This is a genomic window from Rhizobium sp. S96 (assembly GCF_030382195.1).
In the GTDB taxonomy this organism is placed as follows: Bacteria; Pseudomonadota; Alphaproteobacteria; order Rhizobiales; family Rhizobiaceae; genus Rhizobium.
This window is the reverse complement of the sequence record NZ_JAUDRY010000010.1, coordinates 270,629-295,074: the sequence shown is the minus strand read 5'-3', so window position 1 is coordinate 295,074 and position 24,446 is coordinate 270,629. Positions and strand designations below refer to the sequence as shown.

Here is a 24,446-nt window from a genome sequence, read left to right as displayed (position 1 = left end):
CACGCATTGCGCACCTGCGCAAGTCCCTAATTCTTCACAGTAGAAATCGTTCCAATGAATTGCGTGATAGCCGGCTCCATCTTCTCGACCATGACATCGACGCCCTTGCTGTTCGGGTGCATTCCATCCTCCAGCTTCAGCCCGGCGTCCAGCACGATCCCGTCGAGAAAGAAAGGATATAGGGCAACGCCATGTTTTTGCGAGAGTTTCTGGTAGATCGGATTGAAGCGCGCCGCGTAGTCGCCGCCCATGTTCGGTGGCGCCATCATTCCAGCGAGAAGAACCGCGATCCCGCGTCCCTTTAGCCGGGCAATCATCTCATCGAGGTTTTTTTCACTTTGTTCAGGCGGGATACCCCGCAACGCATCGTTGGCGCCGAGCTCCAGTATCACGCCATCGGTACCGTCCGGAACCGACCAATCGATGCGCGCCAGACCGCCTGTCGTGGTGTCTCCAGACACACCGGCATTGGCGATTTCGACGTCGATCCCCTTCGCTTTCAGCGCGGCCTGCAGCTTCTCGGGAAAGCCGTCGCCGGGAGGAAGTTGGTATCCAGCCATCAGGCTATCGCCGAATCCGACGAGCCTGATCGTTTTTGCATCAGCGGCAACGCAAAAGAGCAGAGACGCAACAATGACGGCGATGTGAAGGCCGGCAGCTTTAAAACTCATTCCGCTTTCCCTAGATTGGCAGGACGATCGGCATCTATATAGGGCAATAAACGTTGGCAAAAACCATCATCGAGCTGAAGCGTGCCGATTTGACGCTTGGCAGCGCAGCAGCCTCGGTCCATGTGCTGAAGGGCATCGACCTGACGATCCAGGCCGGCGAATCCGTCGGCATCGTAGGGCCTTCCGGTTCCGGCAAATCGACCTTGCTGATGGTCTTGGCCGGGCTGGAAAGGCTCGACAGCGGCGAGATCAATATCAGCGACACGCCGCTCCACGCGCTGAGCGAGGATCAGGTCGCCGATTTTCGCGGCCGAAACATCGGCATCGTCTTTCAGTCGTTTCACCTGATCGCCAACATGACCGCGCTTGAAAATGTCGCGGTCCCTCTCGAACTCGCCAATGTTCAAAACCCCTTCGAGATTGCCCGCCGCGAACTGAAAGCCGTCGGTCTCGGCGACCGTCTGAACCACTATCCCGGCCAGTTGTCGGGTGGCGAGCAGCAACGCGTCGCTATCGCCCGGGCACTCGCACCCTCGCCAGCTCTCCTGATCGCCGACGAGCCGACCGGAAATCTGGATGCAGATACCGGTCGCCAGATCGCAGACCTGTTGTTTTCAAAGCAGACCGAGCGGGGCATGACCTTGTTGCTGGTCACCCACGACGCCTCGCTTGCGCGGCGCTGCATGCGCCAGATACGCGTGCGCTCCGGTCAGATCGAAGGCGACGACGCCGCCGTGCGCAACGAGGCGGCAATTGCATGAGGCTTGTCACTCCGCGTGCTTCCCTCGCCTTCCGGCTGGCGCTCCGCGAGCTACGCGGGGGCCTTAAAGGCTTTTACATCTTCCTCGCGTGCATCGCGCTGGGGACCGCGGCGATCGCCGCCGTCAACTCCGTCTCGCAGTCCATCACCGACACGATCTCGACGCGTGGCCAGGAGTTGTTGGCCGCCGACGTACGTTTCGAGCTCAATAACCGAGAAGCGACAGAGCAGGAAATAGGATTCCTGCAGGGCCTTGGAAAAGTTTCCATATCATCGGGGCTGCGATCCATGGCACGCAAGCCCGACGGCAGCGACCAGGCCCTCGTCGAGGTCAAGGCTGTAGACGGTGCCTACCCGCTCTATGGCACCTTCGAATCCGAGCCTAACTATTCGCTCCCTCGGCTTCTTGCCGACCAAAGCGGCACCTACGGCGCCGTCGCCGCGCCTTTGCTGCTGGAACGCCTCGGCCTCTCCGTCGGGGATGAAATCCTGCTTGGCAACGTCATTCTCAACATCACCGGAACAGTGAAGACCGAACCGGACTCCATTTCGGAAGGCTTCGGCTTCGCGCCACGACTGCTCGTCAGTCGGGAGGCGTTGAAAGCCTCGGGCCTTATCCAGACGGGAAGCCTTGTCGAGAATGTCTATAAGATACGCCTGGACAACCCGAGCGACACGCCGACGATTACCGACAAAGCCACCAAGGAATTCCCCTCTGCCGGCTGGTCGATCCGAACCAGCGACCGGGCCGCGCCGTCGCTGACCGATAATGTCGAGCGATTTTCGCAGTTCCTGACGCTGGTTGGCCTGACCGCACTGATCGTCGGCGGCGTAGGCGTCGCGAATGCGGTGCGCGCCTTCCTGGATTCCAAGCGGACCACGATCGCAACGTTCAAATGCCTTGGCGCCCCGGCGTCCACCGTTGTTCTGATCTATCTTTTTCAGATCGGCCTGATCGCGCTCGCAGGCATCGTCGCCGGCTTGGTGGTCGGGGCACTGGCCCCGATGTTGGCGGCGCAGTTCCTGGCGCGGTTTCTCCCGGTTTCGACCGAACCGACGCTCTATCCCGTGGCTCTCTCGCTGGCGGTCCTGTTTGGCATCCTGACCACGCTTGCCTTTGCAATCATGCCGCTCGGACACGCCCGCGAGGTTCCGGCAACGGCCCTTTTCCGCGAGCAGGGTTTCGAGGCCCGCAAACTCCCGTCGTGGCCTTACATCCTGCTGGCTGCTGCGTTCCTTGCGGCTCTTGCCGGTCTGGCGATCGTAACAGCGTATGATCGCTTCATCGCCGTTGTCTTTATCGGCGCCATCGCGTTCGCCTTCGTGGTGCTGCGCCTGGTGGCCGCCGGCATCGCATGGCTGGCGCGTCGGAGCCCCCGCGTGAATTCGCCTGCCCTTCGGCTGGCAATCGGCAACATTCATCGGCCCGGTGCATTGACGCCATCGGTCGTGCTTTCGCTCGGCCTGGGACTCGCCCTGCTCGTCACGCTTACACTGATCGATAGCAACATGCGCCGGCAATTGACCGGGCGCATGGCCGATGGCGCACCCAACTTCTTCTTCGTCGACATCCAGGGCTCCGAAGTCGAGAATTTCCGAAATCTGGTCAAAACCACGGCCCCGGAGGGGAAACTTGTCGAAGTCCCGATGCTGCGCGGTCGCATCCTTGCGTTCAATGGCGAAGACGTCGCCAAACGGAAAGTCCCGCCCGCGGGGCAATGGGTCCTGCGCGGCGATCGCGGCATCACCTATGCGGAAACCCTGCCGGAGAACGCCTCTCTGACGGAAGGCACCTGGTGGCCGAAAGACTATACCGGTGAGCCGCTGGTATCCTTCTCAAACGAGGAAGCCAAGGAACTGGGCCTGAAGATCGGCGACACGGTGACGGTCAACGTGCTTGGCCGCAACATCACCGCGCGGATAGCCAACCTGCGCAAGGTCGAGTGGGAATCCCTGTCGATCAATTTCGTTATGGTCTTCTCGCCGAATACCTTCCGGGGTGCTCCGCACGCCTGGCTCGCGACGCTGACCGACCCGTCGGCGACCGCGCCCGAGGAGGCGGCGATCCTTAAATCCGTCACCAATACCTATCCGACCATCACCAGCGTCCGCGTGAAGGACGCGATCGATATCATCAACACGCTGGTCGCTCAGCTTGCGACCGCCATCCGCGCCGCCGCATCGGTGGCCCTGATCGCCTCGGTGCTGGTTCTCGCCGGAGCGCTCGCCGCTGGAAACCGTGCGCGCACCCACGACGCCGTCGTGCTCAAAACCCTTGGCGCGACGCGAAGGATGCTGATCCGCGCCTTTTGCTACGAATATCTGATGCTTGGCGCCGCGACGGCGGTTTTCGCGCTCCTCGCCGGCGGTGTCGCCGCCTGGTACATTCTCTCCCGCATCATGCACATACCGTCGCACTTCCTGCCCGGCGTTGCCGGCGTCACACTGATTACCGCGCTGATCCTCACCGTCGGCATCGGTCTGGTTGGCACCTGGCGCATCCTCGGCCAGAAGGCAGCACCCGTTTTGCGCGAGCTGTGACTTGAAGATGAAGAGAAATTCGCTTCACCTTACTGCGATTTAACCCGATCGCGGGTTGCAAGGCCCTTGTTTGCGAAGGACGAAGGGCTCATATTGTGGGCAGGCATGCTGGAGCTCCGCAGCGGCGCCCGGGTCGACAACCCCGACACCGTGTTCACATCGGAGCTTGTAAGAGGAAACTATGGCTGACCTTCGTAACTACCAAAGCCGCGTGCAAACCGGCGAGATGATCGATCAGGGCCTGCGCAGCTACATGCTCAAGGTCTACAACCTGATGGCACTCGGTCTGGCGATCACTGGTTTGGCCGCCTACTTCGCATTCACGTTCGCCGTCTCCGATGGCCAGCTGACCGCCTTCGGCGCAGCAATCTACACGAGCCCGCTGAAGTGGATCGTGATTTTTGCTCCGCTCGCAATGGTGTTCTTCCTGAGCTTTAGGATCAATAGCATGAGCGTATCCGCCGCGCAGACGACCTTCGCGGTCTATGCAGCGCTGGTTGGATTGTCGCTCTCGTCGGTCTTCCTGATCTACACGGGCCAGAGCGTCGTTCAGACCTTCTTCGTCACGGCCGCCTCCTTCGGCGCGCTGTCGATCTATGGCTACTCGACCAAGCGCGATCTGTCGGCGATGGGTTCGTTCCTGATCATGGGTCTTTTCGGCCTGATCATCGCCTCGATCGTCAACATCTTCCTGGCATCGTCTGCCATGCAGTTTGCGATCTCGGTGATCGGTGTCCTGATCTTCGCAGGCCTGACCGCCTACGATACTCAGCGCATCAAGGAAATGTACTACGAAGCCGACGACGCAGCCGTGTCGGGCCGCAAGGCCATCATGGGCGCCCTGACGCTCTACCTCGACTTCATCAACCTCTTCATGTTCCTCCTGCAGTTCATGGGCAACCGCAAGTAAGAGGAATGAACAATCGGAAAAGGCGGCTTCGGCCGCCTTTTTTGTTGCGCGACGTTCCGGCGAATGATCTGAAGTCTCGTCTTCATCAATTGCCGGCCTGTTCGAATGCCTGTTTCCATCCGCGACGTATCACCTTCCGATCTCGGTGCTGTGACCGCCATCTACAGCGAGGCCGTGCTGAATGGCGTCGCAAGTTACGAAATAGCTCCACCGACAGAGGCGGAGATGGCAGCACGGTTCTCGGCGATCACCGGTCAGCATTATCCCTACATTGCAGCAGTCGATGAGGCGGACAGCTTGCTGGGCTACGCCTACGCATCGGCATTTCGCACGCGCCCTGCCTATCGATGGATGGTCGAGGATTCGATCTATCTGGCCCCTGAGGCGCGTGGGCGCGGAATCGGCAAGATGCTTCTGGAGGAGATCGTGAAGCGGTGCGCAGCGCTTGGTTTTCGCCAGATGACCGCGGTGATCGGTGGCGCCCACCCGGCCTCTATTACGCTCCACAAGGCGGTGGGCTTCCAGGAAGCAGGCCTGCTCAAGGGTACAGGCTACAAGCACGGACGTTGGCTGGATACGATGATCATGCAGCGCGTCCTTGGCGACGGCACGGCATCAGAACCTGACCTGGATGCTTACCCCGGCAGTCTCTTCAGGGAGTGAGCGCCCTCACGTCTCAACGAGCTTGAGGGTCTTGTTGAAGACCTTCAGAACCTGCGGCAGCTCGTGTCCGCGCTTCAGAATGACGCCGTGCGTGTTGACCACCGAGAACGCGCCCTGCTTTGCGGCCAGCTTCGGGTTCTTCTCGATACGGAAAAGCGGCATCTCGCCGGAACGCTTGAACACCGAAAAGACCGCGCGGTCCTTCAGGTGGTCGATCGCATAGTCCCGCCATTCGCCTTCACCGACCATCCGGCCGTAGATCCAAAGGATCGCATCGAGTTCGCGGCGATGAAAGGTGACCGGAAGCGGATCCTTGCTCTGCTTGTATTCCTTGAGATCCACGATTGGGGAACTGCTGTCGGCTGTCCGGCTCTCGCCGTGCCGCAAATCCGGCTGATCTGTCATCAGGTCTCCCAGGGCCTCCGCTTGTGACAGGAGAATGACAGTTTGCCTTAGCGTTTACAAATTGCAAGCGGCCGGCCGGTCACATTAAGCATACTCTGTGCAATCTCCCGAGCGCCGTAATTCAGTCAAAACAGCGCCTCATTTGCAAGGGAAATTCCCCCCAACGCGCTGCGGGTCATCAAGATTCGCTGCAAAATCAACACTGCGCATCGCCTCACCTGATTCGAAGGCAATGTGAAAGTTTGGCGCCAGCGCGCCAAAGGGCCCGGCTGACCGTATCGACCTTAACCCCAGCCCCGAATACGATCAGCCGGGCCGCCCCGTTTTCCACCTGCCAAAGCAGGTGAAACTCTTCAGATGTTCTTGCCAGCCATGATGACCGTCGCGCCAAGAATTGCCGACGGCGTTCCATCCACGGTAGAAGACTGTAGAAGAATCGCGCAACCTTCAAGATCAGGCTTCTGCATGACATTGGCGGGTAGCGTCAAGCTCGTTTCCTTGCCATCCCACATACCGACCGTTTCAACGTCGGTCACGCTGTTCAGATAGGCAATTTTCTGGCCGCTGTTTTCGCCCTTTTCGACATCGATCGTCTTCTCGCGATCGAAATAGACCATCACGACGTTTGCTTTGCCTGGCCCGGCGCCGATCTTGATCTCCAGCTCATCATCTTTGATGCGAGCGTTGACAGGCACCGTCAGGCCTTTGCCTTCAGTGACAAAGCCATCGAGCTTGCTGGTAATGCCGTTGAGATCGGCGCCCGCCACATGATCACGACCGTTGACCACGACCTGCGGCGTATAGACGTTGCTGCGCCCCATCGTGCGCGCATAGCCATACTGACGTTCGGTGTTTTCCTTCGAGCTCAGGGTATCGGCCCAGCCGAGATAATTCCAGTAGTCGACGTGATAGGCGAGCGCAATCACGTCGCCGCGCTCTACCAGCTTGCGGAAAGCGGCATCAGCCGGCGGACAGGATGAGCATCCCTGAGCGGTAAAGAGCTCGACAACGCCTTTCGGCGCATCTTGCGCAAAAAGCGGACCCCCAAGGGCCACGCCTGCAATCAGCGAAATCAAAAACCGCGCGGACATTCACCTGCACCTTTTTCTTCAGCACCTGACAGTCCAGCCAAATGACTGCAGGTTCCGATTTATGAACGTAGAGATAGTCGCTCCCGATCCAAACGGAAAGTCACGAACGGGTGAGACGGGGCTCCTGCAAGCAACGCCGAAACACATCGTCGTGAGCCGCGCGGTCAATACCGCCAGCGCAAGCAAAAGCCGCCGGAAATCTCTCTCCGGCGGCCATTATCACTGATAGCAGTTAAAAATCAGGCGGCGAGGTCGCGAAGAACCGTCTGCAGGATGCCGCCGTTGTTGAGGTAGATGACCTCGTCAAGCGTATCGACGCGCGACAGCAGCGGCACTTCCTTCACGGAACCGTCGCCGTAGGTGATCTTGGCGATCTTCTTCTCGCGCGGCTTGATGTTCTCGAGACCTTCGATGGTGACGATCTCGTCGCCCTTCAGTCCGAGGCTTGCCCAGGTCGTTCCCTCTTCGAAGACGAAGGGGATGACGCCCATGCCGACCAGGTTCGAGCGGTGGATACGCTCGAAGGACTGCGCGATCACGGCCTTGACGCCGAGCAGGTTGGTGCCCTTCGCTGCCCAGTCGCGGGACGAGCCGTTGCCGTACTCGACACCTGCGAAGATGACGAGCGGAACGCCTTCGCCCTTGTACTGCATGGCCGCGTCGTAGATCGATTCCTCTTCCTTCGACGGGTAATGGATGGTGTAGCCACCTTCCTTGCCGTTCGGGCCGAGCATGTGGTTGCGAATGCGGATGTTGGCGAAGGTGCCGCGCATCATCACTTCATGGTTGCCGCGACGCGTGCCGTACTGGTTGAAGTCGGCAACACCGACATTGTTCTCGAGCAGGTAAGCACCGGCCGGAGACGCAGCCTTGATCGAACCGGCCGGCGAAATGTGGTCGGTGGTGATCTTGTCGCCGAAGAGGCCGAGAACGCGCGCACCCTTGATGTCGGAAATGCCCGAGCCGGTCTTGCCCATGCCCACGAAGTAAGGCGGGTTCTGCACGTAGGTCGACTTGTCGTCCCAGGCGTAGGTCTGCCCGGCCGGCACGTTGACGGCCTGCCAGTTTTCGTCGCCCTTGAAGACGTCGGCGTACTTCGTTTCGTAAAGTTCGCGGGTGACGTACTTCTGGATGAACTCCTGCACTTCGTGCGAGGTCGGCCAGATGTCCTTGAGATAGACCGGGTTGCCGTTCTGGTCTTCGCCGATCGGCTCCTTGGTCAGGTCCTTCTGGACCGTACCAGCAAGCGCATAGGCGACGACGAGCGGCGGCGAGGCCAGGTAGTTCGCCTGAACGTCCGGCGAGATACGGCCTTCGAAGTTGCGGTTGCCCGACAGGACACCCGAAACGATCAGGCCTTTGTCGTTGATCGTCTTCGAGATCGGCGCCGGCAGCGGACCGGAGTTGCCGATGCAGGTCGTGCAGCCGAAGCCGACGAGGTTGAAGCCGAGCTTGTCGAGATCGGCCTGCAGGCCGGACTTCGCCAGATATTCACCGACGACCTGAGATCCTGGTGCCAGCGAGGTCTTCACCCACGGCTTAGTCTTCAGGCCCTTGGCAACGGCGTTGCGAGCGAGAAGGCCTGCGGCGATCAGAACCGACGGGTTCGAGGTGTTGGTGCAGGAGGTGATGGCAGCGATCGCCACGTCGCCGTGGCCGAGATCGAAGTCGGTGCCGTCGACCGCATAGCGGTTCGACAACTGGCCGGGCTTCTTGTAATCGGCATCCATCGAGCCGGCGAAACCGGACGCGATGTTCTCGAGCGGGATGCGACCTTCCGGACGCTTCGGGCCGGCCATGGCGGGCACGACGTCGCCGAGATCGAGTTCCAGCGTGTCGGTGAAGACGAGGTCGGAGCCGTCGCCTTCGCGCCACATGCCCTGAGCCTTGGAGTAGGCTTCAACCAGCGCAATGCGTTCCTTGGTGCGGCCCGACATGTTGAGGTAGTTGATGGTTTCGCCGTCAACCGGGAAGAAGCCGCAGGTCGCGCCGTATTCCGGACCCATGTTGCCGATGGTCGCGCGGTCGGCGAGCGGCATGTTGTCCATGCCAGGGCCGAAGAATTCGACGAACTTGGAGACAACGCCCTTCTTGCGCAGCATCTGCACGACCATCAGCACGAGGTCGGTCGCCGTGACGCCTTCCTTGAGCTTGCCGGTGAGCTTGAAGCCGATAACTTCAGGCAGGAGCATCGAGACCGGCTGGCCGAGCATGGCCGCTTCCGCTTCGATCCCGCCGACGCCCCAGCCGAGAACACCGAGACCATTGATCATCGTCGTGTGGCTGTCGGTGCCGACGCAGGTATCGGGATAAGCGATGGTCTCGCCATCCTCTTCCTTCGTCCAGACGGTCTGGCCGAGATATTCGAGGTTGACCTGGTGACAGATGCCGGTGCCCGGAGGAACGACGCGGAAATTCTTGAACGCCTGCTGGCCCCACTTCAGGAAGCGGTAGCGCTCGCCGTTGCGCTGGTACTCCAGCTCGACGTTCTTGGCGAATGCCTGCGGCGTGCCGAATTCGTCAACGATGACGGAGTGGTCGATCACGAGGTCGACGGGAACCAGCGGATTGATCTTCTCGGGGTCGCCACCGAGCGACACCATCGCGTCGCGCATCGCGGCCAGGTCGACGACGGCGGGAACGCCGGTGAAGTCCTGCATCAGAACGCGCGCCGGGCGATAGGCGATTTCGTTTTCGACAGTGCCCTTGTTGTTCAGCCATTCGGCAACGCCGAGGATGTGTTCCTTGGTGACGGACTGGCCGTCTTCGAAGCGCAGCAGGTTCTCGAGCAGAACCTTCATCGAATAGGGAAGCTTCGAAACGCCCGGCAGGCCATTCGCTTCAGCCTTGGGAAGGCTGAAATACACGTAGTCCTTACCGTCCACGGTGAGCGTGGAACGACAATTGAAGCTGTCAAGAGATTTAGACACGAGATACCCCGTTTCTGATAGCGAACACAATTGTGCGGACGCCTATGCACGTAATGCACATCAGGATGCGGGTACGGCCATTTCCGCTGTCCGCACATGAAGTTTGACCTCATGTTCGGCGCTAGGATGAAATTCACGCCGACCGCTGGCGTGGTTGCGGGTCTTATAGATAATTTCTAAGAAAGGTGCCAGAGAGTGCGTGACCCATTTCGGATTTTTTTGCATTGCGATGACTGAAAAATTAAACCCCTCAAAAGTCACGGATCTTGCCGCCGCCAATCTCGCTGCGCGCCGGGGCGAAGACCTGATTTTCGAGGGTGTGTCCTTTCACCTGAGATCAGGCGAAGCGCTGGTTTTGACAGGAAAAAATGGATCAGGAAAGTCAACTTTACTACGTGTCGTAGCCGGTCTCTTACGACCGGAGACCGGCACAGTGACGGTGACTGATTCGGAAGGGCAAGCGGAAAGCCACGTCGGCGAGGTCAGCCACTATCTTGGCCACCGCAACGCCATGAAAAGCGAACTGACAGTCGCGGAAAACCTCGGCTTCTGGCGCGAGTTTCTTGGCGGCAACGACGCCGCGACGCTGTCAATCGAGGAGGCTGCCGAGGCGGTTGGCCTTGCCGGCATCACCCACCTACCCTTCGGCTACCTCTCCGCCGGACAGCAACGTCGTTTCGGCTTCGCCAAGCTTCTCGTCGCCTACCGACCGATCTGGATCCTCGATGAACCGACCGCCGCACTGGACACCAGCGCCGATCGGCTGTTTGCGGACCTTATAGACGCCCATCGGCAAGGTGGCGGCATCGTCCTTGCGGCGACGCATCAACCATTGGGGCTGACGGATGCGCGGGAATTGCGGATGACCGGGTTTTCCGGAGTAGATGCAGGAGTTTGGGAATAATGACCGTGTTTGTGGGAAACACCCCTCCCCAACCCCTCCCCACGAGGGGGAGGGGCTCCACCGCCGCCTCCACCTCGCACAATGGAAACCTCTCAACAGATGCCAACGCCGCCTGCAGCCCTGTGACATCGCTCCAGCCAGGCCCCTCCTCCTCGTGGGGAGGGGTTGGGGAGGGGTCTTTCTCGACAAGCATAGAGCCTGCAACATGACCGCTCTTCTCCTGCGTGACATCAAGCTCTCCATTCGCGCCGGCGGCGGCGCGCTCATCGGCGTGTTGTTCTTCCTCACGGTCGTCGCGGTCATCCCCTTCGGCGTCGGGCCGGACCTTGCCCTGCTGTCGCGCATCGGGCCGGCGATCGTCTGGATCGGTGCACTTCTCGCAGCACTCCTCGGCCTTGACCGGTTGTTTCAGGCGGAGCGCGACGACGGCGCGCTGGATCTGATGCTGATGCATGAGACGCCCCTGGTGCTGACGGTATTGATCAAGTGCCTAGCCCACTGGATCGCCACCAGCCTGCCGCTGGTCATCGCCTCGCCGCTGCTCGGCCTGTTCATGAACATGAGCGAGACCGCGATCGGCGCCACCATGTTGACGCTGCTGGTCGGGACGCCGGCCATCACCTTCATTGGCGCTGTCGGCGCCGCAGTCGCGGTCGCCTTGCCTCGTGGCGGGCTTCTGGTCTCGATCCTGGTGCTGCCGCTGACGATCCCGGTGCTGATCTTCGGCGTCAGCGCTACTTACGCGGCTGTCGAAGGACCCTCGCCCTTCCTGCCGCCCTTCCTGATCCTGATCGCGCTGACGCTGTTCTTTGCTGTCATCGGCCCTGCGGCGGCCGCCCTTGCGCTGCGCAACACATCGGATTGATTGCTCGCTCGATTGCGGCAAACGGCAGATCGCGCTAAGGAGACGGCATGACCGAAAGCAGCCTGGCCATCACCAAATTCAGCGATCTTGCCAACCCGACGCGGTTCCTGGCGCTCGCTGCCCGCCTCATTCCGTGGATGGCTGGCATTACGGCCCTCTGTTTTATCGTGGGGCTGTATCTCAGCTTCACGACCGAGGGCGACTACCAGCAGGGCGAAACGGTCCGCATCATGTATATCCACGTGCCGGCCGCCTGGCTGTCGATGATGGGTTACACGATCATGAGCATCTCGGCGATCGGCACGCTCGTCTGGCGCCATCCGCTAGCCGACGTTTCCGCCAAGGCTGCAGCCCCACTCGGCGCCGCCTTCACGCTGATCGCACTCGTCACCGGTTCGCTCTGGGGTAAGCCGATGTGGGGCACGTGGTGGGTCTGGGATGCAAGGCTCACCTCCGTCTTCATCCTCTTCCTGATGTATCTCGGCCTGATCGCGCTCAACCGCGCCATGGACGATCCGTCGAAGGCCGCCCGCGTCAGCGCCGTGCTGATCCTCGTCGGCTTCGTCAACATCCCGATCATCAAGTTCTCGGTCGACTGGTGGAACACGCTGCACCAGTCGGCGAGCGTCCTGCGCCTCGACGGTCCGGCGATCGACCCGGAATTCCTGCGCCCGCTGCTCGTCATGGCGGTCGCCTTCACCATGCTGTTCCTGACGCTGCATGTCATGGCTATCCGCAACGAGATCTGGCGCCGCCGCATCGCGGCGCAGCGCCGGCTTGCCGCTCGCCTTGCAAGCCGCGAGGCATAAGGCCGATGACGCACGCATTCTATGTCTACAGCTCCTATGCCTTCGCCGCCGCGATCAGCATCGCCGTGACGCTCTGGACCTGGCTCGACGGCCGCGCGCGCTGCCGGGAACTGACAGCGCTCGAGGCATCGGGAATCCGTCGCCGTTCGGCACGCGCCAAGGATACGAAATGACTGACACTCCTGACGCCACGCCGCGCAAGCGCGGCTTCGGGCGCTATGCCTTCGCCCTGATCCCTCTCATCGTCTTTGGCGGCATCGCTGCCATCGCGGGGAAGATGCTCTACGACCAGGACGTACACGGCAAAGACATTTCCGAGATCCCGTCGGCGCTCCTCGGAACCAAGGCTCCGTCACTGGATCTGCCGCCGCTTGAAGGCGCCAATCTGCCGGCGCTGACAGACGCCAGCATCAAGGGCAAGCTGACGCTGGTCAACGTCTTTGCTTCCTGGTGCATCCCTTGTCGCGAGGAACATCCGATCCTCAAGAAGCTGGCCGGTGATAGCCGACTCAATATCGTTGCCATCAATTACAAGGACAAGAACGACAACGCGCTGCGTTTCCTCGGCGAACTCGGCAATCCCTACAAGGCGATCGGCATTGATCCCAAGGGACAGGCCGCAATCGACTGGGGCGTCTATGGCATCCCGGAAAGCTATCTGGTCGGACCGGACGGAACGATCCTCTACAAGCGCGTGGGCCCGTTTGACGACATCAGCCTGAAGGAAGGGCTGTTTCCTGCTATCGAGAAGGCGTTGGGCAAGCCGGCCTCGTAAGACGCTTGTTCCACGCGAAGGCGTGGCCGGGATGTGCGTCTAGCCTAAACTCCGACCCCGCTCTGCCACGTCTTCACCGCCTCCAGCGGCCAGACCAGCATCAGCACGTTGAGCGTCAGGTTGTCCCGGATCATGTAGCCGGTGAATATCTCGAAGAAGATAGCGATCGCCACCGTCAGCGCCACCGGCGCCCGGGAGGCGAAGAAGAAGCCAAGCACCATGAACACCGTGTCCATCGCCGAATTCAGAATGCTGTCGCCGTAATAATCGAGCGAGATCGTCGCTGTGCGGTAGCGGTCGATGATGATCGGCGAGTTCTCCAGCAGCTCCCAGCCGGACTCGATGACCAGCGCCAGCAGCAGTCGCGCCGCGATCGGCTTGCCGCGCAGAAGAAGATGCGTGATGCCGTAGAAGATGAAGCCGTGGATGATGTGCGACGGCGTGTACCAGTCGGAGATATGCTGCGAATTGCCGCTGGAATTCACCGTTCCTTCCCACAGCTTGATATAGCCGCAGGTGCAGATCGGCGTCCGCCCCATCATGTATTCAGCGATGATCTGGATCAGCAGAACCGCAAGGCATGCGACGAACCAGAAGCTCTGATGCTTTGCTCTCTCAGCCGTATCCAGTGCTGTCACTTCTCCGTCTCTCCCTCCGGCGCCAGCGTATGCTTCATGATCAGCGGCATCTGCGCAAGCGTGAAGATGATGGTAATCGGCATCGTTCCCCAGACTTTGAAGGCCACCCAGGCATCATCGGAGAAATTGCGCCACACGACCTCGTTGAGCACGGCAAGAAACAGGAAGAAGACACCCCAACGGATAGTAAGCTTGCGCCAACCGTCGGCATCGAGCTGGAACGCGGCGTTGAAGACATAGCCGAGCAACGACTTGCCGAACAGCAGCCCACCGAGCAGCGTGAAACCGAATAGCGCATTGATGATGGTCGGCTTCATCTTGATGAAGGTCTCATCCTGCAGATAGATCGACAGAGAGCCGAACACCAGCACGACGATGCCCGAGACGAAGGGCATGATCGGCAGATGGCGCAGCACGATCTTCGAGATCACCAGCGAAATCACCGTCGCCGCCATGAACAGCGCGGTGGCGACAAACAGCGGACCACCAAGGGTCGCCAGAACAGGGAATTTCTCGACCAGCCATGGCCCACGCAGATTGGCGAAGAAGAAGATGAGCAGGGGCCCGAGTTCCAGCGCCAGCTTCAGCATCGGATGATGCTTGTCGGCAGCCGAAGGGGTGATATCGCTTTCGGTCGTCATTCTATCTCAAATCCGTTCTTCGTCGCAGACGCTTGCGCGCCGTTGCGGGCATATGTGTGGCATCAATAGCCTTATACGGCAATGGCTCCGGCCCGATCAGGCGCGCGCATCCCCGAGGCCCGCGATCGCATGGGCGAAATCCTCGGCCTCGAACGGCTCCAGATCGTCCACGCCCTCGCCGACGCCGATGAAATAGACAGGCAGTTTGTGCTTGGCCGAGATGGCGACAAGAATGCCGCCGCGTGCCGTGCCGTCGAGCTTGGTCATGATCAGGCCGTTGACGCCGGCGACGTTGCGGAAGATCTCGACCTGGTTCAGCGCGTTCTGTCCCGTGGTGGCGTCAAGCGTCTGCAGCACGGTATGCGGCGCATCCGGATCGAGCTTGCCGAGCACGCGCACGATTTTTTCCAGCTCGGCCATCAGCTCCGCCTTGTTCTGCAGGCGCCCGGCGGTATCGATGATCAGCACGTCGCATTTCTTCGCCTTCGCCTGCTCGAAGGCATCGTAGGCAAGGCCCGCGGCATCAGCGCCTAGCTTGGTGCCGATGAACTCCGACTTGGTGCGCTCCGCCCAGATCTTCAGCTGTTCGATCGCGGCGGCGCGGAACGTATCGCCGGCTGCGACCATGACCTTCAGCCCTGCGCCCGAAAGCTTGGCGGCCAGCTTGCCGATCGTCGTCGTCTTGCCGGTGCCGTTGACGCCGACAACAAGGATGACATGCGGCTTGTGGCTGAGATCGAGCTGCAGCGGCTTGGCGACGGGCTTCAATACCTTGGCGATCTCGCTCGCCATGATACGGCTCACATCGTCGCCCGACACATCCTTGCCGTAGCGCTCGGACGCCAGCGTATCGGTGACGCGCATGGCGGTTTCAACTCCGAGATCTGCCTGGATCAGTAGATCCTCAAGGTCCTGCAGCGTGTCATCATCAAGCTTGCGCTTGGTGAACAGCGCCGAGATCTGGCCGGTCAGCTGCGAGGAGGTACGGGCAAGCCCGGCACGCAGCCGCTGGAACCAGGAGAGCTTGGCGGGCGGCACGATGGCAGCAACCGGCTCGGGGGCCGGGCCGGTTGCGAAGCCCTTGGGGAGGATGGGGGAGTCGGTGGATATTGGTTCGGCGGCGTCGGCGTGCGTGGCCTCCCCCCCTACCCTGCCGGGCATCCCCCCCACAGGTGGGGGGAGACCCGTGGCGGCGTCTTGTTCGGCACCATCGGCTTCATGCTTGGCAAGGTCAGCGTTGGGCTCATCAAACGCGCGAGCCGCCACGTCGGACGCAAGAACAGTTTCCGCCTGCGGGGCGTCAGCGGCTTTTTCCAGCTGTGCATCCGCGGTGTCATCATCCGTTTCGCGAATGTCGTGCCCCAGATCCGTCCCCCCACCTGTGGCGGGGATGGCCGGCAGGCCAGGGGGGGTATCCGCCGGCGCGGCAGGTTCCGCCTCCGCCTCGGCTTCCAGCAATTCCAGCGGCACCAGGCCAACATCGCTCGCCGCAAGCTCGGTCGGCAGATCCTCGGAAACGTCGTCTTCGCCCGCACCCTCGCTATAGGCTGATGGCCCGCCTGCCGTATCCATCTCCTCCGGCGGCACCGGATCAGCGGCGACAGGGAGATCGTCGATAGGCACGGATGGCGCGGGCGCCATCACCTCGGCAGCCGCCGGCGCTTCCGCGACCGGCTCGACCGCAACCTCCGCGGCTTTCGTCTCGACCGCGTCCGGCGCCTTCTCTTCCGCCGATTTGTCGGGGCCGAAGGTGAAGACCTTTTTGATGAAGCTGAACGCCATGAGAATTCCGTCAGGTCAGGCCGCGTCGGCGGCCGTCAGTTGCATGTCGAGATGCTTGCCGTTGTGGCCGACGATATCGACCTCGACCAGCGCGCGGGGGCTTAGCCCCGGCGCTGCGACAAGCGTGAAGTTTTCCGTATGCGCCAGTCCGTTGTTTTCCACCAGCAGCCATTGCCGCGTGCCGACCATGCGATCGAGATGGGACTGATGCAGCATATGTCCAGTGGCGCGCAGCCGTGCCGCCCGCTCCTTGACCAGCGCCCGGTCGAGCTGCGGCATCCGTGCCGCCGGCGTTCCCGGGCGCGGGCTGTAGGGGAAGACGTGGAGATGTGCGATTTGCGCCTCCTCGGCGAGCCTCACGGCATTGCCGAACATCTCTTCCGTCTCGGTCGGGAAACCGGCGATCATGTCGGCGCCGATCGAAATTTCCGGCCGCAACCTGCGGACCTCATTGACGAAAGCAAGCGCATCGGCACTGGAATGCCGCCGCTTCATCCGCTTCAGGATCATGTCGTCGCCATGCTGCAGCGACAGGTGCAGATGCGGCATGAAGCGCGCCTCGTCCGCGATGAGATCGAGAAGATGCCGATCCGCCTCGATGCTATCGATCGACGACAGCCTGAGACGCCTGATATCCGGCACCTGCTTCAGAAGCGTCTTCGCCAGCAACCCGAGTGTCGGCTCGCCCGGCAGGTCGGCGCCGTAGCTGGTGGCGTCAACGCCGGTCAGCACGATCTCGCGATAGCCGCTCTCGACAAGCTTGCGCGCCTGATCGACGACAGCGCCCATCGGCACCGAGCGCGAATTGCCGCGGCCATAGGGGATGATGCAGAAAGTGCAGCGGTGGTCGCAGCCGTTCTGAACCTGGATGAAGGCGCGTACATGGCCGTCGATGTGCTTGACCATCTGCGGCGCGGTCGCCTTGACGCTCATGATGTCGTTGACGCGAAGCTTCTCTTCCGCCGAAACGCCGAAATCCGGCAGCGCGCGATAGTTGGCGCTCTTGAGCTTCTCTTCGTTGCCGAGAACGGCATCGACCTCGGCCATCTCGGCGAAGGTTTCCTTCTCGGTCTGCGCGGCGCAGCCGGTGACGATGATGCGAGCATGCGGATTGTCGCGCCGGGCCCGGCGGATCGCCTGGCGCGCCTGGCGCACGGCCTCGCCTGTCACGGCACAGGTATTGACCAGAATGGCATTGTTGAGCCCGGCCTTCTCGGCCTCAGCCCGCATCACTTCGGATTCGTAGGTATTGAGACGACAGCCGAAGGTGATGACCTCGACCCCGCTCACTTGGCTTCCGCCCCCGGAACCTCAGCCTCGTCGCGCTGGCACGCGCCGGTGGAAGGATCGACGGTGCCGGACCATTCCCATTCGGCAGGACCCGTCATGACGACATGGTCGTCCTGCCGCCATTCGATGACAAGCGGCTGCCGGCTTGGCGCGGAAGCGACGTCGATCGTGACCTTGCGCCCGGTGCGGCCGGTGCGTGCGGCGGAGACCCCGGCGGCGCAGGCAGCCGAACCGCAGGCAAGCGTCAACCCGGCGCCGCGCTCCCAGGTGCGGGTGCGCAGGCTTGAGTCCGAGGTGACCTGCGCCAGCGTGATGTTGGCCTTCTCAGGAAACATCGGGTGATTTTCGAGCAGCGGTCCGAAGCGCTCCAGATCGAAGCTCATCGGATCCTTGTCGACCCAGAAGATCGCATGCGGATTGCCCATCGACATGGCCGATGGCGAATGCAGCACCGGGTTGTCGATCGGCCCGATCTGCAACTCGATACGGCTGGTATCGAAAAACTCTTCCGACAGTGGGATCTGGTCCCACTGGAACACCGGCCTGCCCATGTCGACCGAGATGGTCCCGTCCTCGTGCTCGACGGCATTCAGGATGCCGGCGACAGTCTGGAAGGTGAAGACCTTCTTGCCGGTCTCGGCGGCCAGCGCCTGCACGACGCAGCGCGTGCCGTTGCCACATGCCTGCGCCTTGGTGCCGTCGCAGTTGAGGATATCGATCCAGGCATCGGTGCCTTCGGCCTTCGGATCATGGATCGCCATGATCTGGTCGAACTGCGTATCTTCAGCCGCATTGAGCGCAATCGCCGCCTCGGGCGTCACCTTGTCCGTGCGTCCGCGCATATCGACGACCAGGATCTTGTTGCCAAGCCCGTTCATCTTCGCGAATTCGACCGTTGCGCTCATTGGTTTCTTTTCCATGTGTGTTTGGGCTGTATATGGCGGAAATGCGGGGGAATTACCAGTGGGTCAGGGGCCTGAGCGCCGGCCTCATATTTAAGAATGATCGCAACTATCTGGCGCTTTTACTGACTTCGAGGCATTCTGTGGCTGCGGATGCGTGCTTTTGGCCATGGGAGGATTGCCGATGCGCTGCTTCACGGTACTTGGACCGTCACAGACGGGAAAGACGACGCTTGTCGCAAAGCTTGCCTCGCTCGAGGGGACACCCAGAAAATCAGTCTCACCCTACGGATCGAGCCTCACCGAGTTCGAGTTCAAGAACGAAACGTGGTGCGCGATCGACACCCCCGGAGCGAACGAGGCTCTGGCTCTCGCGCAGGATTCTCTGCTGGTGAGCGATGCTTGTATTCTTTGCATCTCGCCAACACCCGATGATGCCGTTCTTGCCGCCCCCTATCTGCGCGCGATCGAAGCCTCCGGCACGCCCTGCCTGATCTTCATCAATCGGATGGATGAACCACGGGGCCGGTTGCGCGATGTCATTGCCGCGCTCCAGACCTATTCCAATCATCCGCTGGTGTTGCGACAGGTTCCGATCCGCGAAGGCGATACCGTTGTCGGCAGCTGCGACCTAATTTCGGAGAGAGCCTGGCGCTACCGCGAAGGACAACCATCGGCCCTGATCGAATTGCCCAAGGATGTTTTCGAGCGTGAGCACGAAGCCCGCACCGAAATGCTGGAACAGCTTTCCGAGTTCGACGACTGGTTGCTGGAAGAGTTGGTTGAGGATCGCGCCCCCGCGAGTGACACGCTGTTTACGATCTCCGCCCGCATTCTCAAGGAAAACAGAGTCATTCCGGTCTTGTTCGGCGCGGCATCGCATAGCAACGGCATCAAGCGCCTGATGAAGGCCCTGCGTCACGAATCACCTCCGGTCGCAGCCCTCCAGACTAGGCTCGCCGCGAGCTCGACAGCCAAGGACGCGTCCCTTGTCGCCGTGAGCTTTCATGCATACTACAAGGCCAATGTCGGCAAGACCGTGCTGGCACGCGCGTTGACGGACGGCGTTAAGCAGGGCTCTTCGCTGGGCGGCGGCAATCTCGGCCCCTTGCAGGAAGCAGGAAGCGGTAAACCGATCGCTGGAAACGTGCCGGTCGGTGGTATCTTCGGCGCGCTGAAATCGGATCACCTGCCCGCACCCGCTCTCTTTACGCAAGCCGCAGCTATCGAACCGCCGGACTGGACCACGCCGCCCACGCCGATGCTGGAGAGAATTCTCGTTCCAGGCAACGAACGCGACGAAACCAAGCTCTCGGCGACACTGACAAAGCTGGCGGAGACCGATCGCGGCCTCAAGGTGATGCAGGAGGAAGGGACCGGCGCGGCACTGATCTGCGCGCAGGGACCGGTCCATCTGCGCGACCTTCGCAAGACGCTGTCCGAGGTCTTCAGGGTCGAAGTATCGGATCGCGCACCGAACCCGGTCTATCGGGAAACCATCTCCAAGCCTTCCGACGTGCACTACCGGCACCGCAAGCAGACAGGCGGAGCCGGACAGTTTGCCGACGTTCAGCTGAGTGTCCAGCCGAACGAGCGCGGACATGGCTTTACCTTCGGGGAAAGCGTCAAGGGCGGCACCGTTCCGCGCAACTACATTCCGGCGGTGGAGGCCGGGGCCCGCGAGGCGATGGAAAAGGGTCCTCTCGGCTTCCAGGTGGTCGATGTCGATGTGACATTGACCGACGGCCAATATCATTCCGTCGACAGTTCCGATTTCGCCTTCCGGGCGGCGGCGAAGATGGGCGTCAAGCAGGCTCTTTCACAAGCGTCCGCTGTTTTGATGCAGCCGGTCGTGCGCGTCGAGATCCACATTCCGTCGATCTTTTCGGGCGGCCTGATCGCGCTCGTCTCCTCGCTCAAGGGGCAGGTGCTCGGCTTCGATCGAGACGAAAACGCCAAGGGCTGGGATATATTTCGAGCACTCATTCCGGGCGCCGCGCTGGATGAACTCGCCCGCTCGCTCCGCTCCGCGACGCAAGGGATCGGCCATTTCTCCAAGACCTTCGACCACTTCGAAGAGCTTTACGGCAAGGAGGCCGACGCCATCATCAATACTCACGGTTCCGGAGCGCACGCGCACTGACGATCATGTTGGCGGCACATTGAATACTTCGCCGGCCCTGAGCGGACGAAAACGATCGGGCGCAACATTGTGTTCGCTCATCGCGGCCTGCAGCGCCTTGACCGGCGCATCGATCGCTTCATCGGTCAGCTGGAACGTCCCAAAATGATGGCCGGCCACATGCGCGGCGTTCGCCAGCTGCATTCCCATGACCGCCTCTTGCGGGTTTTGATGCTGTCCGCGCATGAACCAGCGCGGCTCATATGCACCGAACGGCAGAATGGCGAGGCGAAACCCACCATACTTTTGCTGTGCCGTCATGTAGTTGGCGCCACCGTGGAAGCCTGTATCTCCGACATGGTAGATTCGACCCGTCGGCGTCGACAGCACGAAAGCCGCCCAGAGCGCCATGCGGCGATCCCTCGTGCCGCGCGCCGACCAGTGATGTGCCGGCTCGGCATTGATGCCGATTCCGGCAAACGGGATCTGGTCGCCCCAATCCATTGCGGTTACCTGCATGTCCGGCACCGCGCGGCGAATGATCGTATCGTTGCCGAGGGGGGTCACGACCTGCGGGCGGTGTTTCGCCTGCAGTCGCCGGAGCGTCGCGACATCGAGATGATCGTAGTGGTTATGCGAAACGAGCACGAGATCGATCGGCGGCAGGTCCTCGAACGCGATGCCCGGCGGCACGACACGCTTCGGCCCGGCGAATGCCAGGGGGCTGGCACGGTCCGACCAAACCGGATCCGTCAGGATATTAAGTCCGGCGACCTGAACGAGCAGCGTGGCGTGACCGACCATGGTGACCCTCAGATCGTCACCGCCGACACGCAAATCCGGCTTCGCCCCCACGAACGGGCTCCGAACCGCCTTCGGCCAGCGATCGCGCCCGCCGCCGAACTGCCACCGCATCAGATCACGAAAGCCTAGCGGCTCGATGCCCCCGGGATTAAAGAAGTGCGTACCGTCGAAGTGATCGGAGACCGGACCTTGATAGTAGGGATTGCGTCGCTTGGCAGTGGACATACAGGAGCGTTTCCGTTGGAAGGAAGGCTGATCTGGGATCGAGCCTACGGTTTTGAAAGACCGAAACGCCCTCTTTCTCGGCTTTGCCTTGACTCGCGGCGCTTTTTGCTGTTTACCGCCGCTCAATCTGCGACGAGCTTCAAGACTCGAGCCACCGACCGGGACCCGCAAAGGTATAAATCGATCCCGGAGGTCCACACCCGACAGCGCGATGCGCCCTCGGGTGCTTTTTGGCTATGCGTCTTGTTTTCGTCAAGGAAAAGCACAAGGTTTCCGTCTTCAGGAAATCACAAGGAAGAGCCGATGTTTGAGAACCTCCAGGACCGTCTTGGATCCATTCTGAATGGACTGACAGGCCGTGGCGCGCTTTCGGAAAGTGATGTTTCCGCAGCGCTGCGCGAGGTTCGTCGTGCGCTTCTGGAAGCCGACGTCGCGCTCGACGTTGTGCGCGCCTTCACCGATCGCGTCCGTGAAAAGGCCGTCGGCGCCGACATCCTGAAGTCGATCAAGCCCGGCCAGATGGTCGTCAAGATCGTCCATGACGAGCTGATCGAGATGCTCGGCGGCGAAGGCGTGGGCGTCGATCTGCATGCGGCTGCCCCCGTCGTCATCATGATGGTCGGTCTGCAGGGCTCGGGCAAGACGACGACGTCGGCGAAGATCGCCAAGCGGCTCACCGACCGCGAGAAGAAGAAGGTTCTGATGGCGTCGCTCGATACGCGACGCCCGGCCGCCCAGGAGCAGCTGCGGCAGCTCGGCGTGCAGACCAATGTCGACACGCTGCCCGTCATTGCCGGCCAGTCGCCGACCGATATCGCCGCGCGCGCCGTTCAGGCCGCCAAGCTCGGCGGTCATGACGTCGTCATCCTCGACACCGCCGGCCGCACCCATATCGACGAGCCCTTGATGGTCGAGATGGCCGACATCAAGAAGAAGTCGAACCCGCATGAAATCCTGCTGGTTGCCGATAGCTTGACCGGTCAGGACGCCGTCAATCTCGCCCGCAACTTCGACGAACGCGTCGGCATCACCGGCCTCGTCTTGACCCGCATGGACGGCGACGGCCGTGGTGGTGCAGCACTTTCGATGCGCGCGGTGACAGGCAAGCCGATCAAGCTCATCGGTGTCGGCGAGCGCATGGGCGAACTCGAGGAATTCCATCCCCGCCGTATCGCCGACCGCATTCTTGGCATGGGCGACATCGTTTCGCTGGTCGAGCGCGCCGCCGAAAACATCGACGCCGAGAAGGCGGCCGCCATGGCCGCCAAGATGGCCAAGGGCAAGTTCGACCTCAACGACCTCGCCGACCAGCTGCGCCAGATGCAGAAGATGGGCGGCATGGGCGGCATCATGTCGATGATGCCCGGCATGGCTGGCATGAAGGACAAGATGGCTTCGGCTGGTCTCAACGACAGCCTGTTCGGCCGCCAGCTCGCCATCATCGGTTCGATGACCAAGGCCGAGCGCGCCAATCCGGATATGCTCAAGCATTCGCGCAAGAAGCGTATCGCCGCCGGTTCCGGCACCGATGCCTCCGACATCAACAAGCTTCTGAAGATGCACCGCCAGATGGCGGACATGATGAAGATGATGGGCGGCAAGGGCAAAGGCGGCCTGATGAAGCAGATGATGGGCGGTCTCGCCGGCAAGATGGGCCTTGGCGGCCTCGGCGGTGGTATGCCCGATCTATCCAACATCGACCCCAAGCAGCTCGAAGCGCTCCAGAAGCAGGCTGAAGCTGCCGGTCTTGGAAAGCCGGGCGGCGGGCTGCCCGGTTTGGGCGGCGGCGGTTTGCCGGGCCTGGGCGGCGCCAAGCTGCCGGGTCTCGGCGGTGGTTTCCCGGGCCTTCCCGGCCTGCCAAAGAAGAAGTGAAGGGGTCGTGTAGACAATGATTGATCCTGAAATCAAAGCCCAGCTTTCGAACTATCGCCAGTCGATCGACAACATCGACGCAGCGCTGGTCCATATCCTGGCCGAACGGTTCCGCTGCACCAAAGAGGTCGGCGTTCTCAAGGCCAAGTACAAGTTGCCGCCGGCAGACCCGGCGCGCGAAGAATACCAGATCGAACGCCTCCGCCATCTGGCGAAGGATGCCAATCTGGATCCGGATTTCGCCGAGAAGTTCCTGAACTTCATCATCAAGGAAGTCATCCGGCATCATGAGCAGATCGCTGCAGACCACGCCGAAAACGGCGCCGCAGCAAAATGAACCATACCGCCTGATCAGGCGGTCCAGAAAAGTCCAAGGAGTAAAGAAAATGGCACTGAAAATTCGTCTCGCACGCGGTGGTTCCAAGAAGCGCCCGTACTACCACATCGTTCTCGCCGACGCCCGTTCGCCGCGCGACGGTCGCTTCCTCGAGAACCTCGGTTCCTGGAACCCGATGCTGGCCAAGGACAACGATGCTCGCGTCAAGCTCGACGCTGACCGCATCAAGCATTGGCTCGACCAGGGCGCACAGCCGACCGACCGCGTTCTGCGCTTCCTGAACGAAGCCGGCCTCGCAAAGCGCGAAGCCAAGAACAACCCGGAAAAGGCAAAGCCCGGCAAGCGCGCTCAGGAGCGTGCAGCTGAAAAGGCTCAGAAGATCGCCGACGCTGCAGAAGCTGCTGCTTCCGCGGAATAATTCGGGATCTTCCCTTCATGAAACGGGCGGCATGGCGACATGCCGCCCGTTTTCGTTTCCATTCCCGCTGAGTTCGGTTATGAGAAACCAA

General features: G+C 61.4%; 23 protein-coding genes. 13 read left to right on the top strand and 10 right to left on the bottom strand.

Annotated features, from left to right (window positions below; genetic code table 11):
- Positions 1-26: 26 nt before the first annotated feature.
- On the bottom strand, positions 27-671 hold the full coding sequence (locus QTL94_RS13600) for an arylesterase (RefSeq protein WP_065694509.1): 645 nt from the start codon (positions 669-671) through the stop codon (positions 27-29).
- 53 nt (positions 672-724) lie between these two features.
- Between QTL94_RS13600 and QTL94_RS13595 the strand changes: the two genes are divergently transcribed.
- The 4 genes from QTL94_RS13595 (at position 725) to QTL94_RS13580 (ending at position 5,545) form a co-directional block, all read left to right on the top strand.
- Positions 725-1,432, top strand: coding sequence for an ABC transporter ATP-binding protein (locus QTL94_RS13595; protein WP_065694510.1), 708 nt, complete (start codon positions 725-727; stop codon positions 1,430-1,432).
- On the top strand, positions 1,429-3,972 hold the full coding sequence (locus QTL94_RS13590; RefSeq protein WP_065694511.1) for an ABC transporter permease: 2,544 nt from the start codon (positions 1,429-1,431) through the stop codon (positions 3,970-3,972). The genes QTL94_RS13595 and QTL94_RS13590 overlap by 4 nt, the downstream gene beginning before the upstream one ends.
- A gap of 181 nt (positions 3,973-4,153) precedes the next feature.
- Positions 4,154-4,882, top strand: a complete 729-nt coding sequence (locus QTL94_RS13585) for a Bax inhibitor-1/YccA family protein (RefSeq protein WP_065694512.1) — start codon at positions 4,154-4,156, stop codon at positions 4,880-4,882.
- Between the two features lie 105 nt (positions 4,883-4,987).
- Positions 4,988-5,545, top strand: a complete 558-nt coding sequence (locus QTL94_RS13580) for a GNAT family N-acetyltransferase (protein WP_065694513.1) — start codon at positions 4,988-4,990, stop codon at positions 5,543-5,545.
- Between the two features lie 6 nt (positions 5,546-5,551).
- On the opposite strand, the gene QTL94_RS13575 is transcribed toward QTL94_RS13580, so the two are convergent.
- From QTL94_RS13575 to acnA, 3 genes are all read right to left on the bottom strand, one after another.
- Positions 5,552-5,950: a DUF2794 domain-containing protein gene (locus QTL94_RS13575; RefSeq protein ID WP_065694514.1), complete on the bottom strand. Its 399-nt coding sequence runs from the start codon at positions 5,948-5,950 to the stop codon at positions 5,552-5,554.
- A 353-nt stretch (positions 5,951-6,303) separates the two neighbouring features.
- On the bottom strand, positions 6,304-7,041 hold the full coding sequence (locus QTL94_RS13570; RefSeq protein WP_289802218.1) for a DUF1223 domain-containing protein: 738 nt from the start codon (positions 7,039-7,041) through the stop codon (positions 6,304-6,306).
- A gap of 239 nt (positions 7,042-7,280) precedes the next feature.
- A complete protein-coding gene (gene acnA / locus QTL94_RS13565) occupies positions 7,281-9,971 on the bottom strand; it encodes an aconitate hydratase AcnA (RefSeq protein ID WP_289802217.1) in 2,691 nt (896 codons plus the stop codon).
- A 229-nt stretch (positions 9,972-10,200) separates the two neighbouring features.
- Here acnA and ccmA point away from each other — a divergent pair, with 229 nt between their 5' ends.
- The 5 genes from ccmA to QTL94_RS13540 all read left to right on the top strand — a co-directional run bounded on the left by ccmA (position 10,201) and on the right by QTL94_RS13540 (position 13,324).
- Complete coding sequence (gene ccmA, locus QTL94_RS13560) at positions 10,201-10,875, top strand: heme ABC exporter ATP-binding protein CcmA (protein WP_289802216.1); 675 nt, start codon at positions 10,201-10,203, stop codon at positions 10,873-10,875.
- A 205-nt stretch (positions 10,876-11,080) separates the two neighbouring features.
- Positions 11,081-11,740, top strand: coding sequence for a heme exporter protein CcmB (ccmB, locus tag QTL94_RS13555; RefSeq protein WP_065694518.1), 660 nt, complete (start codon positions 11,081-11,083; stop codon positions 11,738-11,740).
- A 47-nt stretch (positions 11,741-11,787) separates the two neighbouring features.
- Complete coding sequence (locus QTL94_RS13550) at positions 11,788-12,549, top strand: heme ABC transporter permease (protein ID WP_065694519.1); 762 nt, start codon at positions 11,788-11,790, stop codon at positions 12,547-12,549.
- Positions 12,550-12,554: 5 nt separating this feature from the next.
- Positions 12,555-12,722 (top strand): heme exporter protein CcmD, encoded by a 168-nt coding sequence (gene ccmD / locus QTL94_RS13545; RefSeq protein ID WP_065694520.1) that lies wholly within the window; start codon positions 12,555-12,557, stop codon positions 12,720-12,722.
- On the top strand, positions 12,719-13,324 hold the full coding sequence (locus QTL94_RS13540; protein ID WP_065694521.1) for a DsbE family thiol:disulfide interchange protein: 606 nt from the start codon (positions 12,719-12,721) through the stop codon (positions 13,322-13,324). Before ccmD ends, QTL94_RS13540 begins: the two co-directional genes overlap by 4 nt.
- Positions 13,325-13,368: 44 nt before the next feature.
- On the opposite strand, the gene QTL94_RS13535 is transcribed toward QTL94_RS13540, so the two are convergent.
- From QTL94_RS13535 to dapF, 5 genes are all read right to left on the bottom strand, one after another.
- The gene (locus QTL94_RS13535; protein ID WP_113521382.1) at positions 13,369-13,962 is read right to left on the bottom strand and encodes a DUF2585 domain-containing protein; all 594 of its coding nucleotides are present in this window, start codon (positions 13,960-13,962) and stop codon (positions 13,369-13,371) included.
- A complete protein-coding gene (locus QTL94_RS13530; RefSeq protein WP_065694523.1) occupies positions 13,959-14,603 on the bottom strand; it encodes a septation protein A in 645 nt (214 codons plus the stop codon). Before QTL94_RS13530 ends, QTL94_RS13535 begins: the two co-directional genes overlap by 4 nt.
- A gap of 96 nt (positions 14,604-14,699) precedes the next feature.
- Positions 14,700-16,385 carry a signal recognition particle-docking protein FtsY gene (ftsY, locus tag QTL94_RS13525; RefSeq protein WP_289802215.1) on the bottom strand — a complete coding sequence of 562 codons (1,686 nt, stop codon included), beginning with the start codon at positions 16,383-16,385 and terminating at the stop codon, positions 14,700-14,702.
- A 15-nt stretch (positions 16,386-16,400) separates the two neighbouring features.
- Positions 16,401-17,675: a tRNA (N(6)-L-threonylcarbamoyladenosine(37)-C(2))-methylthiotransferase MtaB gene (mtaB, locus tag QTL94_RS13520; protein ID WP_289802214.1), complete on the bottom strand. Its 1,275-nt coding sequence runs from the start codon at positions 17,673-17,675 to the stop codon at positions 16,401-16,403.
- Positions 17,672-18,580, bottom strand: a complete 909-nt coding sequence (gene dapF / locus QTL94_RS13515; RefSeq protein ID WP_289802213.1) for a diaminopimelate epimerase — start codon at positions 18,578-18,580, stop codon at positions 17,672-17,674. The genes mtaB and dapF overlap by 4 nt, the downstream gene beginning before the upstream one ends.
- Positions 18,581-18,761: 181 nt before the next feature.
- Here dapF and QTL94_RS13510 point away from each other — a divergent pair, with 181 nt between their 5' ends.
- The gene (locus QTL94_RS13510) at positions 18,762-20,720 is read left to right on the top strand and encodes an elongation factor G (RefSeq protein ID WP_289802212.1); all 1,959 of its coding nucleotides are present in this window, start codon (positions 18,762-18,764) and stop codon (positions 20,718-20,720) included.
- A 3-nt stretch (positions 20,721-20,723) separates the two neighbouring features.
- On the opposite strand, the gene QTL94_RS13505 is transcribed toward QTL94_RS13510, so the two are convergent.
- Positions 20,724-21,728 (bottom strand): MBL fold metallo-hydrolase, encoded by a 1,005-nt coding sequence (locus QTL94_RS13505; RefSeq protein WP_289802211.1) that lies wholly within the window; start codon positions 21,726-21,728, stop codon positions 20,724-20,726.
- A 303-nt stretch (positions 21,729-22,031) separates the two neighbouring features.
- On the opposite strand from QTL94_RS13505, the gene ffh reads away from it, so the two are divergent.
- From ffh to rpsP, 3 genes are read left to right on the top strand one after another with little or no spacing between them, the layout of a single operon-like run.
- Positions 22,032-23,600, top strand: coding sequence for a signal recognition particle protein (gene ffh / locus QTL94_RS13500; protein ID WP_289802210.1), 1,569 nt, complete (start codon positions 22,032-22,034; stop codon positions 23,598-23,600).
- 16 nt (positions 23,601-23,616) lie between these two features.
- Positions 23,617-23,937, top strand: coding sequence for a chorismate mutase (locus tag QTL94_RS13495; protein WP_016556656.1), 321 nt, complete (start codon positions 23,617-23,619; stop codon positions 23,935-23,937).
- A 49-nt stretch (positions 23,938-23,986) separates the two neighbouring features.
- Positions 23,987-24,355: a 30S ribosomal protein S16 gene (gene rpsP, locus QTL94_RS13490; RefSeq protein WP_037182500.1), complete on the top strand. Its 369-nt coding sequence runs from the start codon at positions 23,987-23,989 to the stop codon at positions 24,353-24,355.
- Positions 24,356-24,446 lie beyond the last annotated feature (91 nt).